General features: G+C 73.1%; 14 protein-coding genes. 3 read left to right on the top strand and 11 right to left on the bottom strand.

The window, feature by feature from the left end; genetic code table 11:
• Window positions 1–9: 9 nt before the first annotated feature.
• Together ACZ1IK_RS04850 and ACZ1IK_RS04845 are read right to left on the bottom strand one after the other, a co-directional pair.
• Complete coding sequence (locus ACZ1IK_RS04850) at window positions 10–1,422, bottom strand: class II 3-deoxy-7-phosphoheptulonate synthase (RefSeq protein ID WP_036316682.1); 1,413 nt, start codon at window positions 1,420–1,422, stop codon at window positions 10–12.
• A gap of 71 nt (window positions 1,423–1,493) precedes the next feature.
• The gene (locus tag ACZ1IK_RS04845) at window positions 1,494–2,201 is read right to left on the bottom strand and encodes a lysophospholipid acyltransferase family protein (protein WP_036384573.1); all 708 of its coding nucleotides are present in this window, start codon (window positions 2,199–2,201) and stop codon (window positions 1,494–1,496) included.
• A 68-nt stretch (window positions 2,202–2,269) separates the two neighbouring features.
• Here ACZ1IK_RS04845 and ACZ1IK_RS04840 point away from each other — a divergent pair, with 68 nt between their 5' ends.
• Both ACZ1IK_RS04840 and ACZ1IK_RS04835 read left to right on the top strand, forming a co-directional pair.
• Entirely contained in the window at window positions 2,270–3,040 is a 771-nt protein-coding gene (locus tag ACZ1IK_RS04840) for an alpha/beta hydrolase (RefSeq protein WP_170080066.1), read from the top strand.
• 114 nt (window positions 3,041–3,154) lie between these two features.
• Window positions 3,155–4,990: an AMP-dependent synthetase/ligase gene (locus tag ACZ1IK_RS04835; RefSeq protein WP_049146976.1), complete on the top strand. Its 1,836-nt coding sequence runs from the start codon at window positions 3,155–3,157 to the stop codon at window positions 4,988–4,990.
• 61 nt (window positions 4,991–5,051) lie between these two features.
• Here ACZ1IK_RS04835 and ACZ1IK_RS04830 read toward each other — a convergent pair whose 3' ends face one another.
• The 8 genes from ACZ1IK_RS04830 to ACZ1IK_RS04795 all read right to left on the bottom strand — a co-directional run bounded on the left by ACZ1IK_RS04830 (window position 5,052) and on the right by ACZ1IK_RS04795 (window position 14,802).
• Complete coding sequence (locus ACZ1IK_RS04830) at window positions 5,052–6,515, bottom strand: mycothione reductase (RefSeq protein ID WP_049146974.1); 1,464 nt, start codon at window positions 6,513–6,515, stop codon at window positions 5,052–5,054.
• An 82-nt stretch (window positions 6,516–6,597) separates the two neighbouring features.
• Entirely contained in the window at window positions 6,598–10,116 is a 3,519-nt protein-coding gene (locus ACZ1IK_RS04825) for a pyruvate carboxylase (RefSeq protein WP_134377089.1), read from the bottom strand.
• Between the two features lie 111 nt (window positions 10,117–10,227).
• A complete protein-coding gene (locus ACZ1IK_RS04820) occupies window positions 10,228–10,791 on the bottom strand; it encodes a MerR family transcriptional regulator (RefSeq protein WP_036384587.1) in 564 nt (187 codons plus the stop codon).
• A 212-nt stretch (window positions 10,792–11,003) separates the two neighbouring features.
• Window positions 11,004–11,519, bottom strand: a complete 516-nt coding sequence (locus ACZ1IK_RS04815; RefSeq protein ID WP_073116584.1) for a bifunctional nuclease family protein — start codon at window positions 11,517–11,519, stop codon at window positions 11,004–11,006.
• A complete protein-coding gene (ftsR, locus tag ACZ1IK_RS04810) occupies window positions 11,512–12,255 on the bottom strand; it encodes a transcriptional regulator FtsR (protein ID WP_060974307.1) in 744 nt (247 codons plus the stop codon). The genes ACZ1IK_RS04815 and ftsR overlap by 8 nt, the downstream gene beginning before the upstream one ends.
• Window positions 12,256–12,267: 12 nt before the next feature.
• The gene (locus ACZ1IK_RS04805) at window positions 12,268–12,693 is read right to left on the bottom strand and encodes an FHA domain-containing protein (protein WP_049146965.1); all 426 of its coding nucleotides are present in this window, start codon (window positions 12,691–12,693) and stop codon (window positions 12,268–12,270) included.
• Between the two features lie 101 nt (window positions 12,694–12,794).
• Window positions 12,795–13,181, bottom strand: a complete 387-nt coding sequence (gcvH, locus tag ACZ1IK_RS04800) for a glycine cleavage system protein GcvH (RefSeq protein ID WP_002854607.1) — start codon at window positions 13,179–13,181, stop codon at window positions 12,795–12,797.
• Between the two features lie 85 nt (window positions 13,182–13,266).
• The gene (locus ACZ1IK_RS04795; protein WP_134377088.1) at window positions 13,267–14,802 is read right to left on the bottom strand and encodes a peptide MFS transporter; all 1,536 of its coding nucleotides are present in this window, start codon (window positions 14,800–14,802) and stop codon (window positions 13,267–13,269) included.
• Between the two features lie 100 nt (window positions 14,803–14,902).
• On the opposite strand from ACZ1IK_RS04795, the gene ACZ1IK_RS04790 reads away from it, so the two are divergent.
• Window positions 14,903–15,424: an adenine phosphoribosyltransferase gene (locus ACZ1IK_RS04790; RefSeq protein ID WP_036316668.1), complete on the top strand. Its 522-nt coding sequence runs from the start codon at window positions 14,903–14,905 to the stop codon at window positions 15,422–15,424.
• A 108-nt stretch (window positions 15,425–15,532) separates the two neighbouring features.
• Here ACZ1IK_RS04790 and ACZ1IK_RS04785 read toward each other — a convergent pair.
• A partial coding sequence (locus ACZ1IK_RS04785) for an AAA family ATPase (RefSeq protein ID WP_445373305.1) occupies window positions 15,533–16,907 on the bottom strand: 1,375 nt, incomplete at its 5' end.

Genomic DNA, 16,907 nt, shown 5'->3' with positions numbered 1-16,907 from the left:
GCCGCGCGGTCAGGCCCGCGGCGCGCGGCGCTCGGGGTGCGAGAGGGCCTCGGTGACCTTGAACGCCATCTCCAGGGACTGCTGGTGGTTCAGCCGCGGGTCGCACAGCGTCTCGTAGCGGGCGTCGAAGTCGGCCTCGTTGATCGGGTCGGAGCCGCCCAGGCACTCGGCGACGTCGTCGCCGGTCAGCTCGACGTGCATGCCGCCCGGGTGCGTGCCGAGCTCGCGGTGCACCTCGAAGAAGCCGCTGACCTCGTCCATCACGTCCTCGAACCGGCGGGTCTTGTAGCCGTTGGCCGCGGTCACGGTGTTGCCGTGCATGGGGTCGGTGACCCACACCGGCTCCAGCCCCGCGTCGCGGACGCCCTCGACGATGCCGGGCAGCACGTCCCGGATCCGCTCCGCACCCATGCGGGTGATGAAGGTCAGGCGGCCCGGCTCGCGCTCCGGGTCCAGCCGCTCGGCGAGCTCGAGCGCGTCCGCGACCGTGGTGGTCGGGCCGAGCTTCACGCCGATCGGGTTGCGGACCCGGGAGAGGAAGTCGACGTGGGCGCCGTCCACCTGGCGGGTGCGCTCGCCGATCCACAGGAAGTGGGCGCTCGTGGCGTAGGGGTCGCCGCTGCGTGAGTCCACGCGGGTCAGGGCACGTTCGTAGTCGAGCAGGAGCGCCTCGTGGGCCGAGTAGAACTCGGTGCGGCGCATGGCCTCGAAGTCCACGCCCGCGGCGTTCATGAAGCGGACCGCGCGGTCGATCTCGGCGGCCATCTCCTCGTACTGGGCGTAGGCCGGGTTGGCCATGAAGCCCTGGTTCCACTGGTGCACGCTGCGCAGATCGGCGAAGCCGCCCTGGGTGAAGGCGCGGACCAGGTTCAGGGTGGAGGCGGAGGTGTGGTACGCCTGCACCATCCGTCGGGCGTCGTGCCGGCGTGCCTGCTCGGTGAACTCGTAGCCGTTCACGATCTCGCCGCGGAAGCTGGGCAGCGTGACGCCGTCGCGGGTCTCCGTGTCCGAGGACCGCGGCTTGGCGAACTGGCCGGCGATCCGGCCCATCTTCACGACCGGCATGGAGGCGCCGTAGGTCAGCACCGCGGCCATCTGCAGGATGGTCTTCACCCGGGCGCTGATCCGGTTGGCGGTGGACCCGGCGAACGTCTCGGCGCAGTCGCCGCCCTGCAGGAGGAACGCGCGGCCCTGGGCGACGTCGGCCAGACGGGCGCGCAGCAGGTCGACCTCGCCCGCGAAGACGAGCGGGGGCAGGGCGCTCAGCTCGGCGACGGCGGCGCGGTGATCGGCCTCGTCCGCCCAGGACGGCGCCTGTGCGATCGGCAGCGAGCGCCAGTGGTCCAGGCCGGGGATGTCGGCGGCGCCCTCCGAGATGGCGGTGCCGAAGGCCAGGATCTTCTCGCGGGGGTCTTCAGTCATGTGCACCAGGCTAGGGGCCGCGTGCCGCGCCCCGGTCTGAGCGTCCCCGGATGACGACGCGCGGGCCCCGCTCAGTCGCGGGCGCGTGGCGGAGCGGCCGTACGGCCCGCCTTCACGTCCGCCGCGTAGGTGTCCACGTACTCCTGGCCCGACAGGCGCCGGATGGCCTCCATGATCTCGTCCGTCACCTCCCGCAGCACCCGGGGGTCGCCGACGGCCTCGGCACGGTCGGAGAAGTCCAGCGGCTCACCGAAGATCATGCCCAGGCGCCGGATCCGCGGCAGCACATGGCCGATCGGCTGGACCTGGTCCGTGCCGATCATCGCGATGGGCACCACGGGCGCGCCCGAGGCCAGCGCGAGCTTGGCCACGCCGATCTTGCCGCGGTGCAGCCGCCCGTCCGGGCTGCGGGTGCCCTCCGGGTAGATCCCGAGCAGCCGGCCCTCCCGCAGCGCCTCGAGGCCCGCGTCCAGCGAGCGCAGGGACGCCTCTCCGCCGGAGCGGTCCATGGGCAGCTGGTTCGCCGCCTCGAAGAACCGGCGGGTGACCCAGCCCTTCACGCCCGGGCCGGTGAAGTACTCACGCTTGGCCAGGAAGTGCACCTGGCGGTCGAGCATGGCCGGCATGAACACCGAGTCCGAGACGGACAGGTGGTTGCTGGCCAGGATCGCCGGGCCCTCGGCCGGCACGTTCCCGAGGCCCTTCACCCAGGGGCGGAACAGCAGGCGGGTGGCCGGAGCCACGGCGAACGTCTTGGCGGACCAGTAGAACGTGGACACGAGGGCCTTCCGGTCGGGGCGGTCGGGTGCCTGCCCATCGTATGGTCCGCCTGCCTTACCCTGGCACCATGCCCCGCCCCGTCGCCGTCGCCCCCGAAGACCTCCCCCTGCGCCTCATGCCCGCCGCTCCCGCCCGGCGCGACCACTGCGTCGTGCTCCTGCACGGGTTCACCTCGACTCCGGCCTCCGTCCGCGCCTGGGCCGAGGGGCTCGCGGCAGGCGGCTCCCCCGTGAGCGTGCCCCTGCTGCCGGGGCACGGCACCCGGTGGGAGGACCTCGCCGCCACCGGTGCGGACGAGATCCGCGCCGCCGTCCGGGCCGTCGTGGACCTCGAGCTCGCCCGACACGGCCGCGTGGTCATGGCGGGCATCTCGATGGGCGGCGCCCTCGCGCTCGACGCCGCCGCCCACCGACCCGTGGCCGGGGTGCTCGTGGTGAACCCCGCGCTGCGCTTCGCCAGCCCGCTCGCCCCCTTCGCCCCGCTGCTGGCCCCGTTCGTCCCCACGGTCGCCCCGATCGCGGACGACATCGCGGACCCGACGGCGCGCGAGCGCGCCTACCCCCGCACGCCGGTGGCCGGCGTCGCCGCCCTCGGCCGCATCCAGCGGGCCGCCCGCCGCGCCCTGCCGCGGATCACCGCTCCCGTGACGGTCTACCGGTCCGCCCGCGACGCCGTCGTGCCCGCCTCGAGCCACCGGACCCTGGTGCGGGGCCTGCGCCAGGCCCCCGTGGAGGTGGTGGGACTGCCCCGCAGCCGCCACGTCGCCACGCTCGACCACGACCTGCCGCTGCTGATCGACCACGGCCGGAGCGCGGTCGCCGCCATGACGACGCACTGAGTCGCGCCCGGACCCCACCGCTGCCGGTTGTAGAGTGTGCGTGACACGACTCACACATACTTCCGTTCCGCCGACCACCGGTCGGCGGGACCGACCCAACGCCCGAGGAGTCCCATGCACGAGATCAGCGAGCCGTACCACCCCCGCCTGTCCCCGGAGGCGAACATCACGGACTTCCTGGAACGCCAGGCCACGGAGCGTCCCGACCACGGCCTCTTCGCGGTGCCCGACGCGCAGGACCAGTGGACGGACGTCTCCGCCCGGGACGCCCGCGAGCGCGTGCGGGCCCTGGCCAAGGGGCTGATCGCCGCCGGGATCCAGCCCGGGGAGACGGTCGGGCTCCTGGCCTCCACCCGCCTGGAGTGGACACTGGTCGACTTCGCCATCTGGTATGCCGGCGCGGTCACCGTGCCCGTGTACGAGACCTCCTCCGTCAGCCAGGTGTCCTGGATCATCGAGGACTCGCACGTGCGCGCCGTCGTGACCGGGAACGAGAACCTCGCCAAGACGGTGCGGGACGCGGTGCAGCGCGAGGGCCTGCCGGAGCTGATCGGCCTGTGGACGATGGACCCGGCCGACGGCGCCCCCGGCTCCGGTCTCGAGGCGCTCGTCGCCCTGGGCACGGACGTCACCGATGAGGAGCTCGAGACGCGCCGGTCCTCCGCCGGCCTGGCCGACCTGGCGACCATCATCTACACCTCCGGCACCACGGGCCGGCCCAAGGGCTGCGAGCTCACGCACGAGAACTTCGCGGAGCTCGTCAACCAGACCCTGTCCTCCTCGCTCGGCGACGTCGTCCGCCAGGACACCTCCACCGTGCTGTTCATCCCCCTGGCGCACGTGTTCGCGCGCTTCGTATCGGTGCTCACCGTCGCCGCGGGCGCACGCTGCGGGCACGTCTCGGACATCAAGCGGCTCTCGGTCTCGCTGCAGACCTTCCAGCCGAGCTTCGTGCTGGCCGTGCCGCGCGTGTTCGAGAAGATCTACAACGCGGCGCTGCTCAACGCGCAGAGCGGCGGCAAGGAGAAGATCTTCCGCCGTGGCGCGGACGTGGCGATCCGCTGGTCCCGGGCGCTGGACTCGGGCCAGATGACGGCGCCCCTGCGGCTGCAGCGCGCGTTCTACTCCGCGCTGATCTACCGCCGCATCCGGACGGCCATGGGCGGCCGGCTCGCGTACGCGGTCTCCGGCGGCGGCCCCCTCTCCACCGACCTGGCGCACTTCTTCCGCGGCGTGGGCGTGACCATCCTCGAGGGCTACGGCCTCACCGAGACGACGGCCCCCATCACCGTGGGCCGGCCGGACCGGCTGAAGATCGGCACGGTCGGACACCCCCTCGGCGGCAACCAGGTGCGGATCGCCGAGGACGGCGAGATCCTCACGCGCGGCACCTCGCTGATGCGCGGCTACCACAACCGGCCGGAGGCGAACGAGGAGGCCTTCGAGGACGGCTGGTTCCGCACCGGCGACCTCGGGGCCCTGGACGACGACGGCTTCCTCACGATCACCGGCCGCAAGAAGGAGCTGCTGGTGACGGCCGGCGGCAAGAACGTGGCACCGGCGATGCTCGAGGACGCGATCCGCAGCGACGCGCTCGTCTCCCAGGTGATGGTGGTCGGCGACGGCAAGCCCTTCATCGCGGCGATCGTCACCCTCGACACCGACACCCTGCCCGCGTGGCTCGCCGCGAACGGGCTGCCGAAGGACCTCGACGTCGCTGCGGCCGCACGCGAGGACGCGGTGCGCCGCCACATCCAGGAGGCCGTGGACAAGGCCAACAGCCTGGTCTCGCGCGCCGAGGGGATCCGGGAGTTCCGCATCCTCGACCGCGACTTCTCCCTGGAGGAGGGCCATGTGACCCCGTCCCTGAAGATGCGCCGGTCGGCGATCATGAAGGACTTCGCCGCGCAGATCGCGGACATCTACGGGGAGCCCGCCCCGCACAACTGAACGCCCCCTCGACGACGGCGCCCGGCCCCGCGGCCGGGCGTCGTCGTCCCCGCGGTTCCGGTCAGAGCAGACCGGAGTCCGGCACGTCCAGGCCCAGCAGCGCGTTCTCGACGACCTCGGTGAGGGCCGGGTGGGGCCAGTACTGGCCCCGCGCGAGCCGGTGGGCGTCGATGCCGAACGCCATGCCGGTCACGAGCGGCTGGATGAGGTTCGCGGCCTCGTGCCCCAGGATGTGCCCGCCCAGGATCCGTCCCGTGGCCTTCTCCGCGACGACGGTGCACACGCCCTCGGTGTCCTCCATGGCCCAGCCGTAGGCGACGTCCCCGAAGGACTGGGTCTTCACCGTGATCGCGTCCGCGCCGTAGTCGGCGAGCGCCTGCTCCACCGTGAGACCGACGGAGGCCACCTGCGGATGGGTGAACACGGCCGCCGGCACGGGGCCGAGCGTGTTGGCGCGGAGATCGTCCGGATGCTCCAGGTTGTGCGCGACGACGCGGGCCTCGTGATTGGCTACGTGCTTGAGCTGCCACGTGTTGGCGACGTCCCCGAGCACGTAGACCCCCTCCACCGGAGCACCGTCGGAGAGTGCGCGCTGATGCTCGTCGCTGGCCAGGACGCCGTCGTCGGTGACGTCCAGTCCCGCGGCGGCGGGGTCGAGGCGGTCCGTGTTCGGCGTCCGGCCGACCGCGATCAGCACCGTGTCCGCCTCGATGGCCTCCTCCACGATGCCGGTCTGCTCCTGGCCCTCCGCGCGATCCAGGCGCACCCGGACCCAGCCGTCCGCGGCCCGCTCGGCGTCCTCGACCGGTTCGATCCCGGCCGGGGTCCACCCCGTGCGCAGGTCCCACCGTCGGGCAGCGATCTTCGTGAACGTCGTGGACACGGACATGTCGTGCTGCTTGAGCAGCCGGTGGCCGCGGTTGACCTGGACGACCTCGGTCCCCAGCCCGGCGAAGACGGAGGCGAACTCGCAGGCGATGAACCCGCCGCCCACCACGAGCAGCCGCCGCGGCAGCCGATCCAGTCGCATCACGGTGTCCGAGGTGTGCACCGACGGCAGGTCCAGGCCCGGGATCTCCGGGAGGGTGGGCCGCGACCCCGCGGCGACCACCACCTGGTCCGCCGTGATCTCCCGGCCCGAGGCGGTGCGCACGCGGCGGGGACCGACGAAGCGCACCTCCTCCTGGATCACGCTCGTGTAGTCCAGATCGTCCCGGCGGTAGCGCAGCCCGTCCCGGCTGATGCCGTCGATGCGCGTGAAGATGCGGTCCCGGATGGCCGGGAAGTCGGCGCCCGTGAACTCCAGCCCCACCCCGAGGCTCCGGGCCTCGGGGGGCAGCGCGGCCAGGCCGGCCGGGTAGGCGTACATCTTGGTGGGGATGCAGCCGACGTTCAGGCAGGTGCCGCCGAACGTGCCGGAGTCGGCGATCACGACGCTCCGGCCCTTCCAGTGTTCGCTGATCAGGGAGTTCCCCGATCCGGAGCCGATGATGAGCAGGTCGTGGTGTTCCGCAGAGGTGGCCATGCCTCCCAGGATAGGCACGGGCCCGGACGCGGTGGCGTCCGGGCCCGTGGGGCGGCCCGCCGGCGGCGGGCTCACGCGGGGCTCACTCGATCACGAGCAGCAGGTCTCCGCCGTTGACGGGCGTGACGCCCTCCGTGACCACGCGGCGCACGGTGCCCGCGGCCTGGGCCGTGATCGCGGCCTCCATCTTCATCGCCTCGATCGTGGCCACCGCCTGGCCGACCTCGACGGCGTCGCCCTCGGCCACCTGGACGGTGACCGAGCCCGCGAACGGGGCGGCGACGTGGCCGGGGGTGCCGGGGTCCGCCTTCTCCGCGGTCCGCACGGTGGACTCGATCGAGCGGTCCCGGACGGTCATCTGGCGCAGCTGGCCGTTCAGGGTGACCATCACCGTGCGCATGCCCTTCTCGTCCGGCTCGGAGACGGACATGAGGGTGGCGAGCAGCCGGACACCGCGTCCGAGCGAGATGACGTGCTCACGCCCGGGGACGAGGCCGTAGAGGAAGTCGCGGGTGTGCAGGGTGACGGTGTCCCCGAACTCCTCGCGGTGCGCCTCGAACTCCTTCGTGGGGCCGGGGAAGAGCAGGCGGTTCAGCACCGCGCGGCGGGTCTGTCCGGCCTCGGCGAGGGCGGTCGAGTCCTCCGCGGAGATCTCCACCATGCCCGCGCCCTCGCGGCGACCCTGGAGGGCCTTGGTCCGGAAGGGCTCCGGCCAGCCGCCGGGCGGGTCGCCGAGCTCGCCGCGCAGGAAGCCGATCACGGAGTCCGGGATGTCGAACTCCTGCGGACGCTCCGCGAACTCCTTCGGGTCCACGCCGGAACCGACCAGCTGGAGCGCCAGGTCGCCCACCACCTTGGAGGACGGGGTGACCTTGACGAGGTGGCCGAGCAGGTCGTCGGCCGCGGCGTACATCGACTCGATGGCCTCGAACCGCTCCCCCAGGCCGAGCGCGATCGCCTGCGTGCGCAGGTTGGACAGCTGGCCCCCCGGGATCTCGTGGTGGTACACGCGGCCGGTCGGGGCGGGCAGCCCCGCCTCGAAGGGCGCGTACGCCGAGCGGACGGACTCCCAGTAGGGCTCCATCGCGGTGGCGGCCTCGAGGCCGAGACCGGTGTCCCGCTCGGTGTGCTCGAGCGCCGCGACCAGGGCGGACAGCGGCACCTGGCTCGTGGTGCCCGCCATGGACGCGGTGGCCGCGTCGACGGCGTCCACGCCGGCCTCCGCCGCCGCGAGCAGGGTGGCCAGCTGGCCGCCGGCGGTGTCGTGCGTGTGCAGGTGCACGGGCAGGTCGAACTCGGCGCGCAGGGCGGTGACGAGCTCGCGCGCGGCGGCGGGCCGCAGCAGGCCCGCCATGTCCTTGATCGCCAGGACGTGGGCGCCGGCGTCGACCATCCGGCGGGCGAGGCCCAGGTAGTAGTCGAGCGTGTAGAGCGTCTCCTTCGGGTCCGTCATGTTGCCCGTGTAGCACAGGGCCGCCTCGGCCACGGCGGTGCCCGTGGCACGCACCGCCTCGATGGCCGGGGTGATCTGCTCGACGTCGTTGAGGGCGTCGAAGATGCGGAACACGTCGACGCCGGACGCCGCGGCCTCGGCCACGAACGCGTCCGTCACCTCGGTGGGGTACGGCGTGTAGCCCACCGTGTTGCGGCCGCGCAGCAGCATCTGGATCGGGATGTTCGGCAGCTCCGCGCGCAGCAGCTCGAGGCGCTGCCACGGGTCCTCGTGGAGGAAGCGCAGCGCGACGTCGTACGTCGCCCCGCCCCAGGCCTCCACGGAGAGCAGCCCCGGCAGGGTGTGCGCGACGGCGGGCGCGGCGGCCAGCAGGTCGCGCGTGCGGACGCGGGTGGCCAGCAGGGACTGGTGGGCGTCGCGGAACGTGGTGTCCGTGACGGCCAGCGCGGTCTGTTCGCGCAGGGTGCGGGCGAAGCCCTCGGGGCCCTGCTCCAGCAGCACCTGACGCCAGCCGTGCGGGGGCGCCGCGTCCTCGTTCCGGCTCGGGCCGTCGAAGGGCGAGCGGTCCGGCTCCTGGTGCTTGTCGCCCGGGTGCTCCGGGAGGCGGTCGCGGGGGTCGATGCCCTCGATGCGCGGGCCGTGCGGCTGGTTGACCGTGACGTCCACGAGGTACTGCAGGGCCTTGGAGCCGCGGTCCTGGGAGCGGTTCACCGTGGCCAGCTCGGGGTGCTTGTCGATGAAGTCCGTGGCGACGTCGCCGCTGACGAACTGCGGGTCGTCCATCACGTTCATCAGGAACGGGATGTTGGTGGCCACGCCGCGCACGCGGAACTCGGCCAGGGCGCGGCGCACGCGGCGCACGGCCGTGGCGTAGTCGCGTCCGCGGCAGGTGAGCTTGACCAGCATGGAGTCGAAGTGGGGGCTGATCTCCGCACCGGCGTAGATGGTGCCGCCGTCGAGGCGCACACCGGAGCCGCCGGCCGAGCGGTAGGCGGTGATGGTGCCGGTGTCCGGGCGGAAGCCGTTGGCCGGGTCCTCGGTGGTGATGCGGCACTGGATGGCGAAGCCGCGGACCTGGAGGGCGTCCTGGGTGATGCCCAGCTCGGGCAGGGTGGCGCCGGCGGCGATGCGCAGCTGCGCGCCCACCAGGTCCACGTCCGTGACCTCCTCGGTCACGGTGTGCTCCACCTGGATGCGGGGGTTCATCTCGATGAACACGTGCTGGCCCGCACGCTCGCCCGCCGTGTCCACGAGGAACTCGACGGTGCCCGCGTTGACGTACCCCATCTCCTTGGCGAAGGCGACGGCGTCCCGGTGCAGGGCCTGCCGGATCTCCTCGTCCAGGTTCGGGGCCGGGGCCATCTCGATGACCTTCTGGTGGCGGCGCTGGAGCGAGCAGTCCCGCTCGAAGAGGTGCACGACGTTGCCCTCGCCGTCGGCGAGGATCTGCACCTCGATGTGCCGCGGCCGCAGGACGGCCTGCTCGAGGAACACGGTGGGGTCGCCGAAGGCGGTGTCCGCCTCGCGCATCGCGGCCTCGAGGGAGCCGCGCAGGTCCTCGCGGCGCTCGACGCGGCGCATGCCGCGGCCGCCGCCGCCGGCGACGGCCTTGACGAAGATGGGGAAGCCGATCTCCTCGGCCTGCTCCAGGAGCCACTCGACGTCGGCGCTCGGGTCCGAGGAGGCCAGGGTGGGGATGCCCGCACGCTTGGCCGCGCGCAGGGCCTCGACCTTGTTGCCGGTCAGCTCGAGGACGTCGGCGGGCGGGCCGACGAAGGTGATCCCGTTCTCAGCCGCGGCACGGGCCAGGCCGGCGTTCTCCGACAGGAAGCCGTAGCCCGGGTAGATCGCGTCGGCCCCGGCGTCCTTCGCCACGCGGATGATCTCGTCCACGTCGAGGTAGGCGCGCACGGGGTGGCCCTCCTCGCCGATGCGGTAGGCCTCGTCCGCCTTCTGGCGGTGGATCGAATTGCGGTCCTCGTAGGGGAAGACGGCGACGGTGCGGGCGCCCAGCTCGTAGCAGGCGCGGAAGGCGCGGACGGCGATCTCGCCGCGGTTGGCCACCAAGACCTTGGAGAAGACGGCGCCGGCTCCGGTCGACCCGGCCGCGTCCTCTGGAGGGGTGAAGTTCTCGACAGGTGCGGTCATGGTTGGGAGTGTGTCACACCGCGCCGGAGTTCCGCCTCATGTCGCGCACAGTCACCGCTGCGAGACGAAAGATGACTGACTCGGCCCTCCGGGGCGCCCCGGGGTGGAGGATCAGGCGGAGCGGCGGGCCCGACGCCGCCCGGCCAGCTCGTCCCCCGGCTCGGGGGCGCCGACCACGCTCTCGCGGGGCAGCTCGGCGAGGCTGCCCTCGACCTCGCGCCACACGCGGCCGACGGCGATCCCGAAGACGCCCTGGCCGCCCTGGACGAGGTCCACGACCTCGTCCGCCGAGGTGCACTCGTACACCGAGGCGCCGTCGCTCATCAGGGTGATCTGCGCCAGGTCCTCGACACCCCGCTCGCGCAGGTGGCCCACGGCGGTGCGGATCTGCTGGAGCGAGACGCCGGTGTCCAGGAGGCGCTTGACGACCTTGAGGACGAGGATGTCGCGGAACGAGTAGAGCCGCTGGGAGCCGGAGCCGGAGGCGCTGCGGACCGTGGGGACCACGAGGTCCGTGCGGGCCCAGTAGTCGAGCTGGCGATAGGTGATGCCGGCGGCCTTGCACGCGGTGGGACCGCGGAAGCCGACGTCGTCGCCCCGGGTCGCGCCCTCGTCGAAGAGCGTGCCCTGGGTGCCGAGCGCGGGGGGCCGGCCAGGACCTGCAGTGGGTGTCACGGGGAACCTCCTGGTGCGGGGCCCCCGGTGCGGGGAGGGGGACGCGACCGTCGTGTGCCGCCGGTGACCGTGGCGGCGCTCCCCGGTGACCGTGGGGAGGGCGACGGAGGCGCCCCGGGTGGCGGGGCCCTCTTCCCCTCGAAGGTACGCGCGGGTCCGGGGGCGGTCAACGAAGCCGGCGGCGAGGCCGCGCCGTGTCGCGCCGGCTCCGCTCAGGCGAAGTCCTCGGGGCGCACGGTGTCCAGGAAGTCGCGGAAGTCCTCGACGGCGCGCTCCTGGCCGGCGTCCTCCTCCCCCGTCCGCGCCGGCATGCCGGCGTCCGCGAGCACGGCGGGGCTGCCCAGCACGGGGGCGTCGGCGCGCAGGGCGACCACGACGGCGTCCGACGCGCGGGCGTCGACCCGGGCGCCCGTGGAGAGCACGAGCTCGGCGTGCACGACCTCGTCCCGGACCTCGGTGAGGCGCACCCGCACGACCTCGGCGCCCAGGGCGTCGACGGCGGCCAGGAGCAGCTCATGGGTGAGGGGCCGGGGCGCGCGGACGCCCTCGAGCGCGAGCGCGGCGGCGGCGGCCTCGGGCGCGCCCACCCACAGCGGGACCATCGTGCGGCCGGGCGGATCCACCAGCAGGATCACGTGGTGCTGTTCGGGCAGCTCGACACGCACGCCGAGCACGGAGAGCGGCACGTCGCCGGCGTCGTCGGCGGGCACGGGGCGCGGCTCAGTCATCCCACTGCTCCAGTCCCACGGCCACGAGGGCCGCATGCAGCCGCAGGCTGGCCTGCGCGATCTCGCGTGCCGAGCGGGCCACGCGGGGGCGGGTGCCGGCGTCGCGGCGGGCCTGCAGCGGGGCGACGGCGCGCTCCACCAGGCCCAGTTCGCGGTCGGCCGCGGCCCGCAGCGGGCGGAGGTGCCGGGGCTCCAGGCCGTGGCCCGCGAGCACGACGGCGGCCCGGGCCACGTCCATCGCGTGGCTCGGGTAGCCGCCGTCGGGATCGACGGGCAGGAGCGAGTACTGATCCAGCTCGGCCAGCAGCTCCTCGCCCGCACCGGATTCGGCGGCGAGCTCGGCGCGGGTCCACGACCGGCGACCCCCGGCGACCTCGCGGCCGAGCCGCTCCGCGTCCGAGGACGCCGGGACCGCCGCGGTTCCGGGCAGGCCGGTGGGGCGTTCGCCGCGGTCCAGCGCGGCCAGGTGGTCGGCGATGACCTTGAGCGGCAGGAAGTGGTCGCGCTGCAGGGCGAGGACGAACCGGAGCCGGTCCACGTCCCCGGGCCGGAAGCGCCGGTAGCCGGCGGGAGTCCGCTCGGGCAGGACGAGGCCGCGGTCCTCCAGGAAGCGCACCTTGGACGCGGTGACGCCGGGGAATTCGGCTTCGAGGGCGGCCACGACCTCGCCGATGCCCAGCCGGCCCGCAGGGCGGGCGGCGGGGACGGCGTCGGGTCGCGGGCGCGGATCGGTCACGGGGATGACGGCTCAGCCCCGCGCCGGTGCGGCGTAGTACGTGAGCCGGTATTTGCCGATCTGCACGTGCATCCCGGAGCGCAGCAGGATCTCGTCCACGCGGTCGTGGTTCACGAAGGTGCCGTTGAGGGAGTTCAGGTCCACGAGCCGATGGCCGCCGTCCTCGGCCCGGAACTCCGCGTGACGACGGGAGACCGTGACGTCGTCGAGGAAGATGTCCGCGTCCGGGTGGCGCCCCACGGAGACCACGTCCTCGTCCAGCAGGAAGCGGGCGGACTGGTCCGGGCCCTCGTGGGCGAGCAGCAGCGCGGAACCGGCCGGGAGGGCGCGGATCGCGTCCGACTCCTCGCGGGTGAGGTCCGCCGAGACCAGCGGCGCCAGCTCGGTGAGGTTGATGGCGGAGGTGGACAGGTCCGGTTCACGTCCGGGCTGGTTCATGGGGTGCTCCTGTGCGGGGGCCGGCGCCGCGGCGCCGGATGGAGAGACGAAGGGGACGCCGTCGCCCCGCCGGCCAGCGACGGGGCGACGGCGGACGGGGCTCAGCTGGTGTGCGAGGCGTAGCCCTCGGCGTCCATGAGGCCCTCGAGCTGGGCCTCGTCCGCGAGGGTGATCTCGAACAGCCAGCCGCCCTCGTAGGGGGCAGAGTTGACCAGGCCGGGCTCGCCGTCGAGCTCGTCGTTGACGGCGGCCACGGTGCCGGAGACCGGGGCGTAGATGTCCGAGACGGACTTCGTGGACTCGACCTCGCCCACCGCGGTGCCCGCGGTGACCTCGGTGCCGACCTCCGGCAGGTCCACGTAGACGACGTCACCCAGCGCATCCTGGGCGAAGTCGGTGATGCCCACGCGGACCGTGCCGGCGGCACCGGCCTCGGCGATCCACTCGTGCTCGGCGGAGTACTTCAGGCCTTCGGGGATGGAGCTCATGGAGTGCGCGTCCTTTGTGTGGTCGGGAGTGATGACGTCGTCTCGCAGACTACCGAGCGGCGCGTGATTCGCGCCACTGGCGCGCTCAGAGCACGCCGCGCATGCCGCGACGCACCGGCTTGGCGATGGCCAGCACGAGCAGGCCCACGCCCAGGGTGACCGCACCGATCATGCCGAAGTAGCCCACCTCGTTCTGCTCCGAGTAGGAGCCGGCCAGGGAGCCTGCCAGGGCCGTGCCCAGGGCGACGGACAGGTTGTACAGCGACACCATCATCACCGGGTAGCTGCGCGGGGCGACCTTGGTGGCCAGGGAGAGGCCCACCGGGGAGACGAGCAGCTCGCCCATGGTGCAGACGAAGAGGATCAGCGTCAGCCACAGCAGCGGCACGGCGACGACGTCGGCCACCGGGATGAACAGCAGGAAGGCGATGCCGATCAGGACGATGCCGATGCCGAACTTCACCGGGGTGGCGGGCTGGCGGGCGCCCAGCTTGGTCCACAGCGCGGCGAACACCGGGGCGAACACGATGATGAAGATCGGGTTGATGGAGTTGACCCACTCCATGGGCATGAGCCAGCCGAACAGGTTCCGGTCGAGGCGGTGCTCGGAGTACAGCGCGATCACGGTGAACTGCTGCTGGAAGAGGGCGAAGAACACGGACGTGCCGATGAACAGCGGGATGAACGCCTTCACGCGCGAGCGCTCCTCCTCCGTGACCTTCGTGGAGGTCAGCAGGACGGCGAAGATCGCGATGGCCGCGACGGCGGCGAGCACGACGACGGCGTCGGAGAGGTTGCCCAGGGTGACGACGCCCGTGAGGAACAGGACCACGACGACGGCGACCATCCCCAGGCCGATCAGGCCCCAGCGGCCGTACTGCGACCGCGGCAGCGGATCCGGGACCCGGTGCACGTCCGTGGGCAGGTTCTTGCGGGTCAGGGCGTACTGCGCCAGGCCGATGGCCATGCCGGCGGCGGCGAGGCCGAAGCCGACGTGGAAGCCCAGCGTGTCCCGCGCCAGGCCGGTCAGCAGCGGGCCGAAGAGGGCGCCGATGTTCACGCCCATGTAGAAGATGGAGAAGCCGGCGTCGCGCTTGGGGTCCTCGCGGGAGTACAGGGAGCCGACGAGGTTCGTGGCGTTGGCCTTGAGGCCGCCCGAGCCGACGGCGACGAGCACGAGGCCGAGGGCCAGGCCCGGGACACCCGGGACGAGGGCCAGCGCGATGTGGCCGAACATGATCCCGACGGCGCTGATGAACATGGTGCGCTCGGAGCCGAGCAGGCGGTCGGCGACCCAGCCGCCGAGGATGCAGAACACGTACACCATGCCGCCGTAGGCGCCGACGATGCCCGTGGCCACGGCCGGGTCGATCCCGAGGCCGCCCTCCGCGGCGGTCCAGGACATGTAGTACACGAGCATGGCCTGCATGCCGTAGAAGGAGAAGCGCTCCCACAGCTCCACGGAGAACAGGTTCGCCAGCGGGCCGGGCTGGCCGAGGAACGGGCGGCCGCGCCAGTCGGGGGTGGCGTCGTCGGGACGGGTGGCCGTCGACGCCGCCACGCGGGCGGGCGGCTCGACGTCGGGCACGCGGCCCGCGAGAGGATTCTGGGGATTTTCCACCGATCCACTGTCCTCCTCCGAGGGAGTCAGGGCAAACTCCCTGCCCGGTGACGCCGATCACATCCGCTGCCCGCGCGGCGTCCGTCCTAGAGTGGAGGCCGTGTCCGTCACCTCCGAGATCGCCCGTGCCCGCTCCCTCATCCGCGTGGTCCCCGACCATCCCAGCCCGGGCGTGGCCTTCCAGGACATCACGCCCCTGCTCGCGGACGCCCGCGCCCTGAGGGCGTGCGTCGAAGCCCTGGTGGCGCCGTTCGAGGGGCGGTTCGACCTCGTGGCCGGCCTCGAGGCCCGCGGGTTCCTGCTCGCCGGGGCGGCCGCCGTCCTGACCGGCACCGGCCTCGTGCCGCTGCGCAAGGCCGGGCGCCTCCCGGCTCCCGCGGCCCGTGCGGACTACACGCTGGAGTACGGGAACGCGAGCATCGAGGTGTCGGAAGACCTGCGGGCCGGGTCACGGGTGCTCCTGCTCGACGACGTCCTCGCCACGGGCGGCACCCTCGCCGCCGGCCGACGGCTCATCGAGGCGCGGGGCGCGGAGGTGGTGGGCGCGGCCTGCCTGCTGGAGCTCACGGCCCTTGGCGGCCGGGCCGTCGTGCCGGACACGCACGTGCTGTTCGCGTCCTGAACCGCCCCGCCCGACCGACGGAGAGTGGCGGACCAGGCTGCTCCGCGCCGGGTACGACGAAGCCGGAGCCCCGAACTGCTGAACTCCGGCTTCGTCGACGTGGTCGGGCTAGCGGGATTTGAACCCACGACCTCTTGACCCCCAGGCGTCCAGACCGTTCATACTTCTCCGAAAATGCGACGTGACGGCGTAGCCGAGCTCCAGATGCTCGGCCGCGTAGTCGGCCGGGATCACGACGGAGCCACCTCGCTTCCGGCCAGCACGGCGGAGGGCGAGGGAGTCGTCGTCGCGGACGTCGGTGACCGTCCACCTGTTGCTGTTGCTGACCCAGCCACGCCCGGAGCGCAGGCGCCGGTCGTTGTGTCGGGTGATGACGGTGTCCCCGGCGGCGGCGCGGGTGCCGTCGTGCAGTTCGACTTCGCGGAGGGCGTTCACGATGCCGTCAAGGATCAGCTCGGCGCGGGCTCGCCGGTTGAGGGCGAGCACGGCTTCGTTGGAGTCGGCCACGAGCACCGCCGCCCGCCCGGCCAGCGTGTCGGCGCGCCACGCCCGGTAGGCGACTTCGACCATCGCCTCGCTGTCGCCTTCGGCGATGCGGCCGTGGTCCGCGTAGGCGTTGATGACGCTGGTGTCGCCGTGGCGCAGGCCGAGGGAGGCAGTCTTCTCCCAGGCGTGGGCGAGGCGGTGCACGGCGGTGAGCTCGGGGGCGTCATCCCGGTCGTGGACGAGCATCGCGTAGGCGCCGGCCGCGGTCGGCAACTGGAGCTGAGCGTAGTCCCCGACGACCAACGTCTTCGCCCCGGCCGCGGTGGCGAGGGCGGTGATGCGGTCGAGGGCGAGGGTGCCGGCCATCGACGCCTCATCGACGATGACGAGCTGCCCCCGGCGGAACGTGGCCCCGGTGCGGTCGTGGGTGTCCAGCCACTTCGCCGTGTTCTCGGCGGCAATCCCGAGGTCGTCGGCGAGGACGTGCGCCGCGACCGCGGACGGAGCGAGGCCGACGACAGAGCCTCGGCCGTGCTCGTGCTCCCACGCTCGGCGCAGCGCGTTCATCGCCGTCGTCTTCCCAGCCCCGGCCGGCCCTACGAGCACGTCGATCATCCGGCCTGACAGCGCGATCCTCGCCAACGCGTCCGCCTGGTCCGGGCCGAGGGTGCGGCCCTCCCGGTCGGGCCGGGCCGTGATCCGCTCTACCGTCGCCAACGGCACGGTCGGGCCGGTAGTGGTGCGGGCGCGCTCGAGGAGGCGGTCTTCGGCCGCCAGCAGAACCTCGGAGGAGAACACGGCCGAGTGCTTCGGCCGGAACACTGATGTGCCATCCGGGCGGCGGAACGCCGCGGGGCTCGAAGCGAGCTCGGGCGGGGTCAGCCGCAGCGACACGGACTCGGCGGCGTCGACCACGAGGCCGACGATCGCTTCCCGGTCTTCGGTGGAGGCGAACCTGTAGCCGGTGGTCTGCCGGGCGGCCTCGGCCATCAGGTTC

It is taken from the genome of Micrococcus sp. CS26 (assembly GCF_055522295.1).
Note: the sequence above shows the minus strand (reverse complement) of the source record. Positions and strands in the feature narration are given on the sequence as shown.

What these genes read in the sequence shown, in the direction of transcription:
- ACZ1IK_RS04850 (WP_036316682.1), bottom strand. Translation starts at nt 1,422, where the DNA reads ATGACTGAAGACCCCCGCGAGAAGATCCTGGCCTTCGGCACCGCCATC.
- ACZ1IK_RS04840 (WP_170080066.1), top strand. Translation starts at nt 2,270, where the DNA reads ATGCCCCGCCCCGTCGCCGTCGCCCCCGAAGACCTCCCCCTGCGCCTC.
- ACZ1IK_RS04835 (WP_049146976.1), top strand. Translation starts at nt 3,155, where the DNA reads ATGCACGAGATCAGCGAGCCGTACCACCCCCGCCTGTCCCCGGAGGCG.
- ACZ1IK_RS04830 (WP_049146974.1), bottom strand. Translation starts at nt 6,515, where the DNA reads ATGGCCACCTCTGCGGAACACCACGACCTGCTCATCATCGGCTCCGGA.
- ACZ1IK_RS04825 (WP_134377089.1), bottom strand. Translation starts at nt 10,116, where the DNA reads ATGACCGCACCTGTCGAGAACTTCACCCCTCCAGAGGACGCGGCCGGG.
- ACZ1IK_RS04815 (WP_073116584.1), bottom strand. Translation starts at nt 11,519, where the DNA reads ATGACTGAGCCGCGCCCCGTGCCCGCCGACGACGCCGGCGACGTGCCG.
- ACZ1IK_RS04805 (WP_049146965.1), bottom strand. Translation starts at nt 12,693, where the DNA reads ATGAACCAGCCCGGACGTGAACCGGACCTGTCCACCTCCGCCATCAAC.
- gcvH (WP_002854607.1), bottom strand. Translation starts at nt 13,181, where the DNA reads ATGAGCTCCATCCCCGAAGGCCTGAAGTACTCCGCCGAGCACGAGTGG.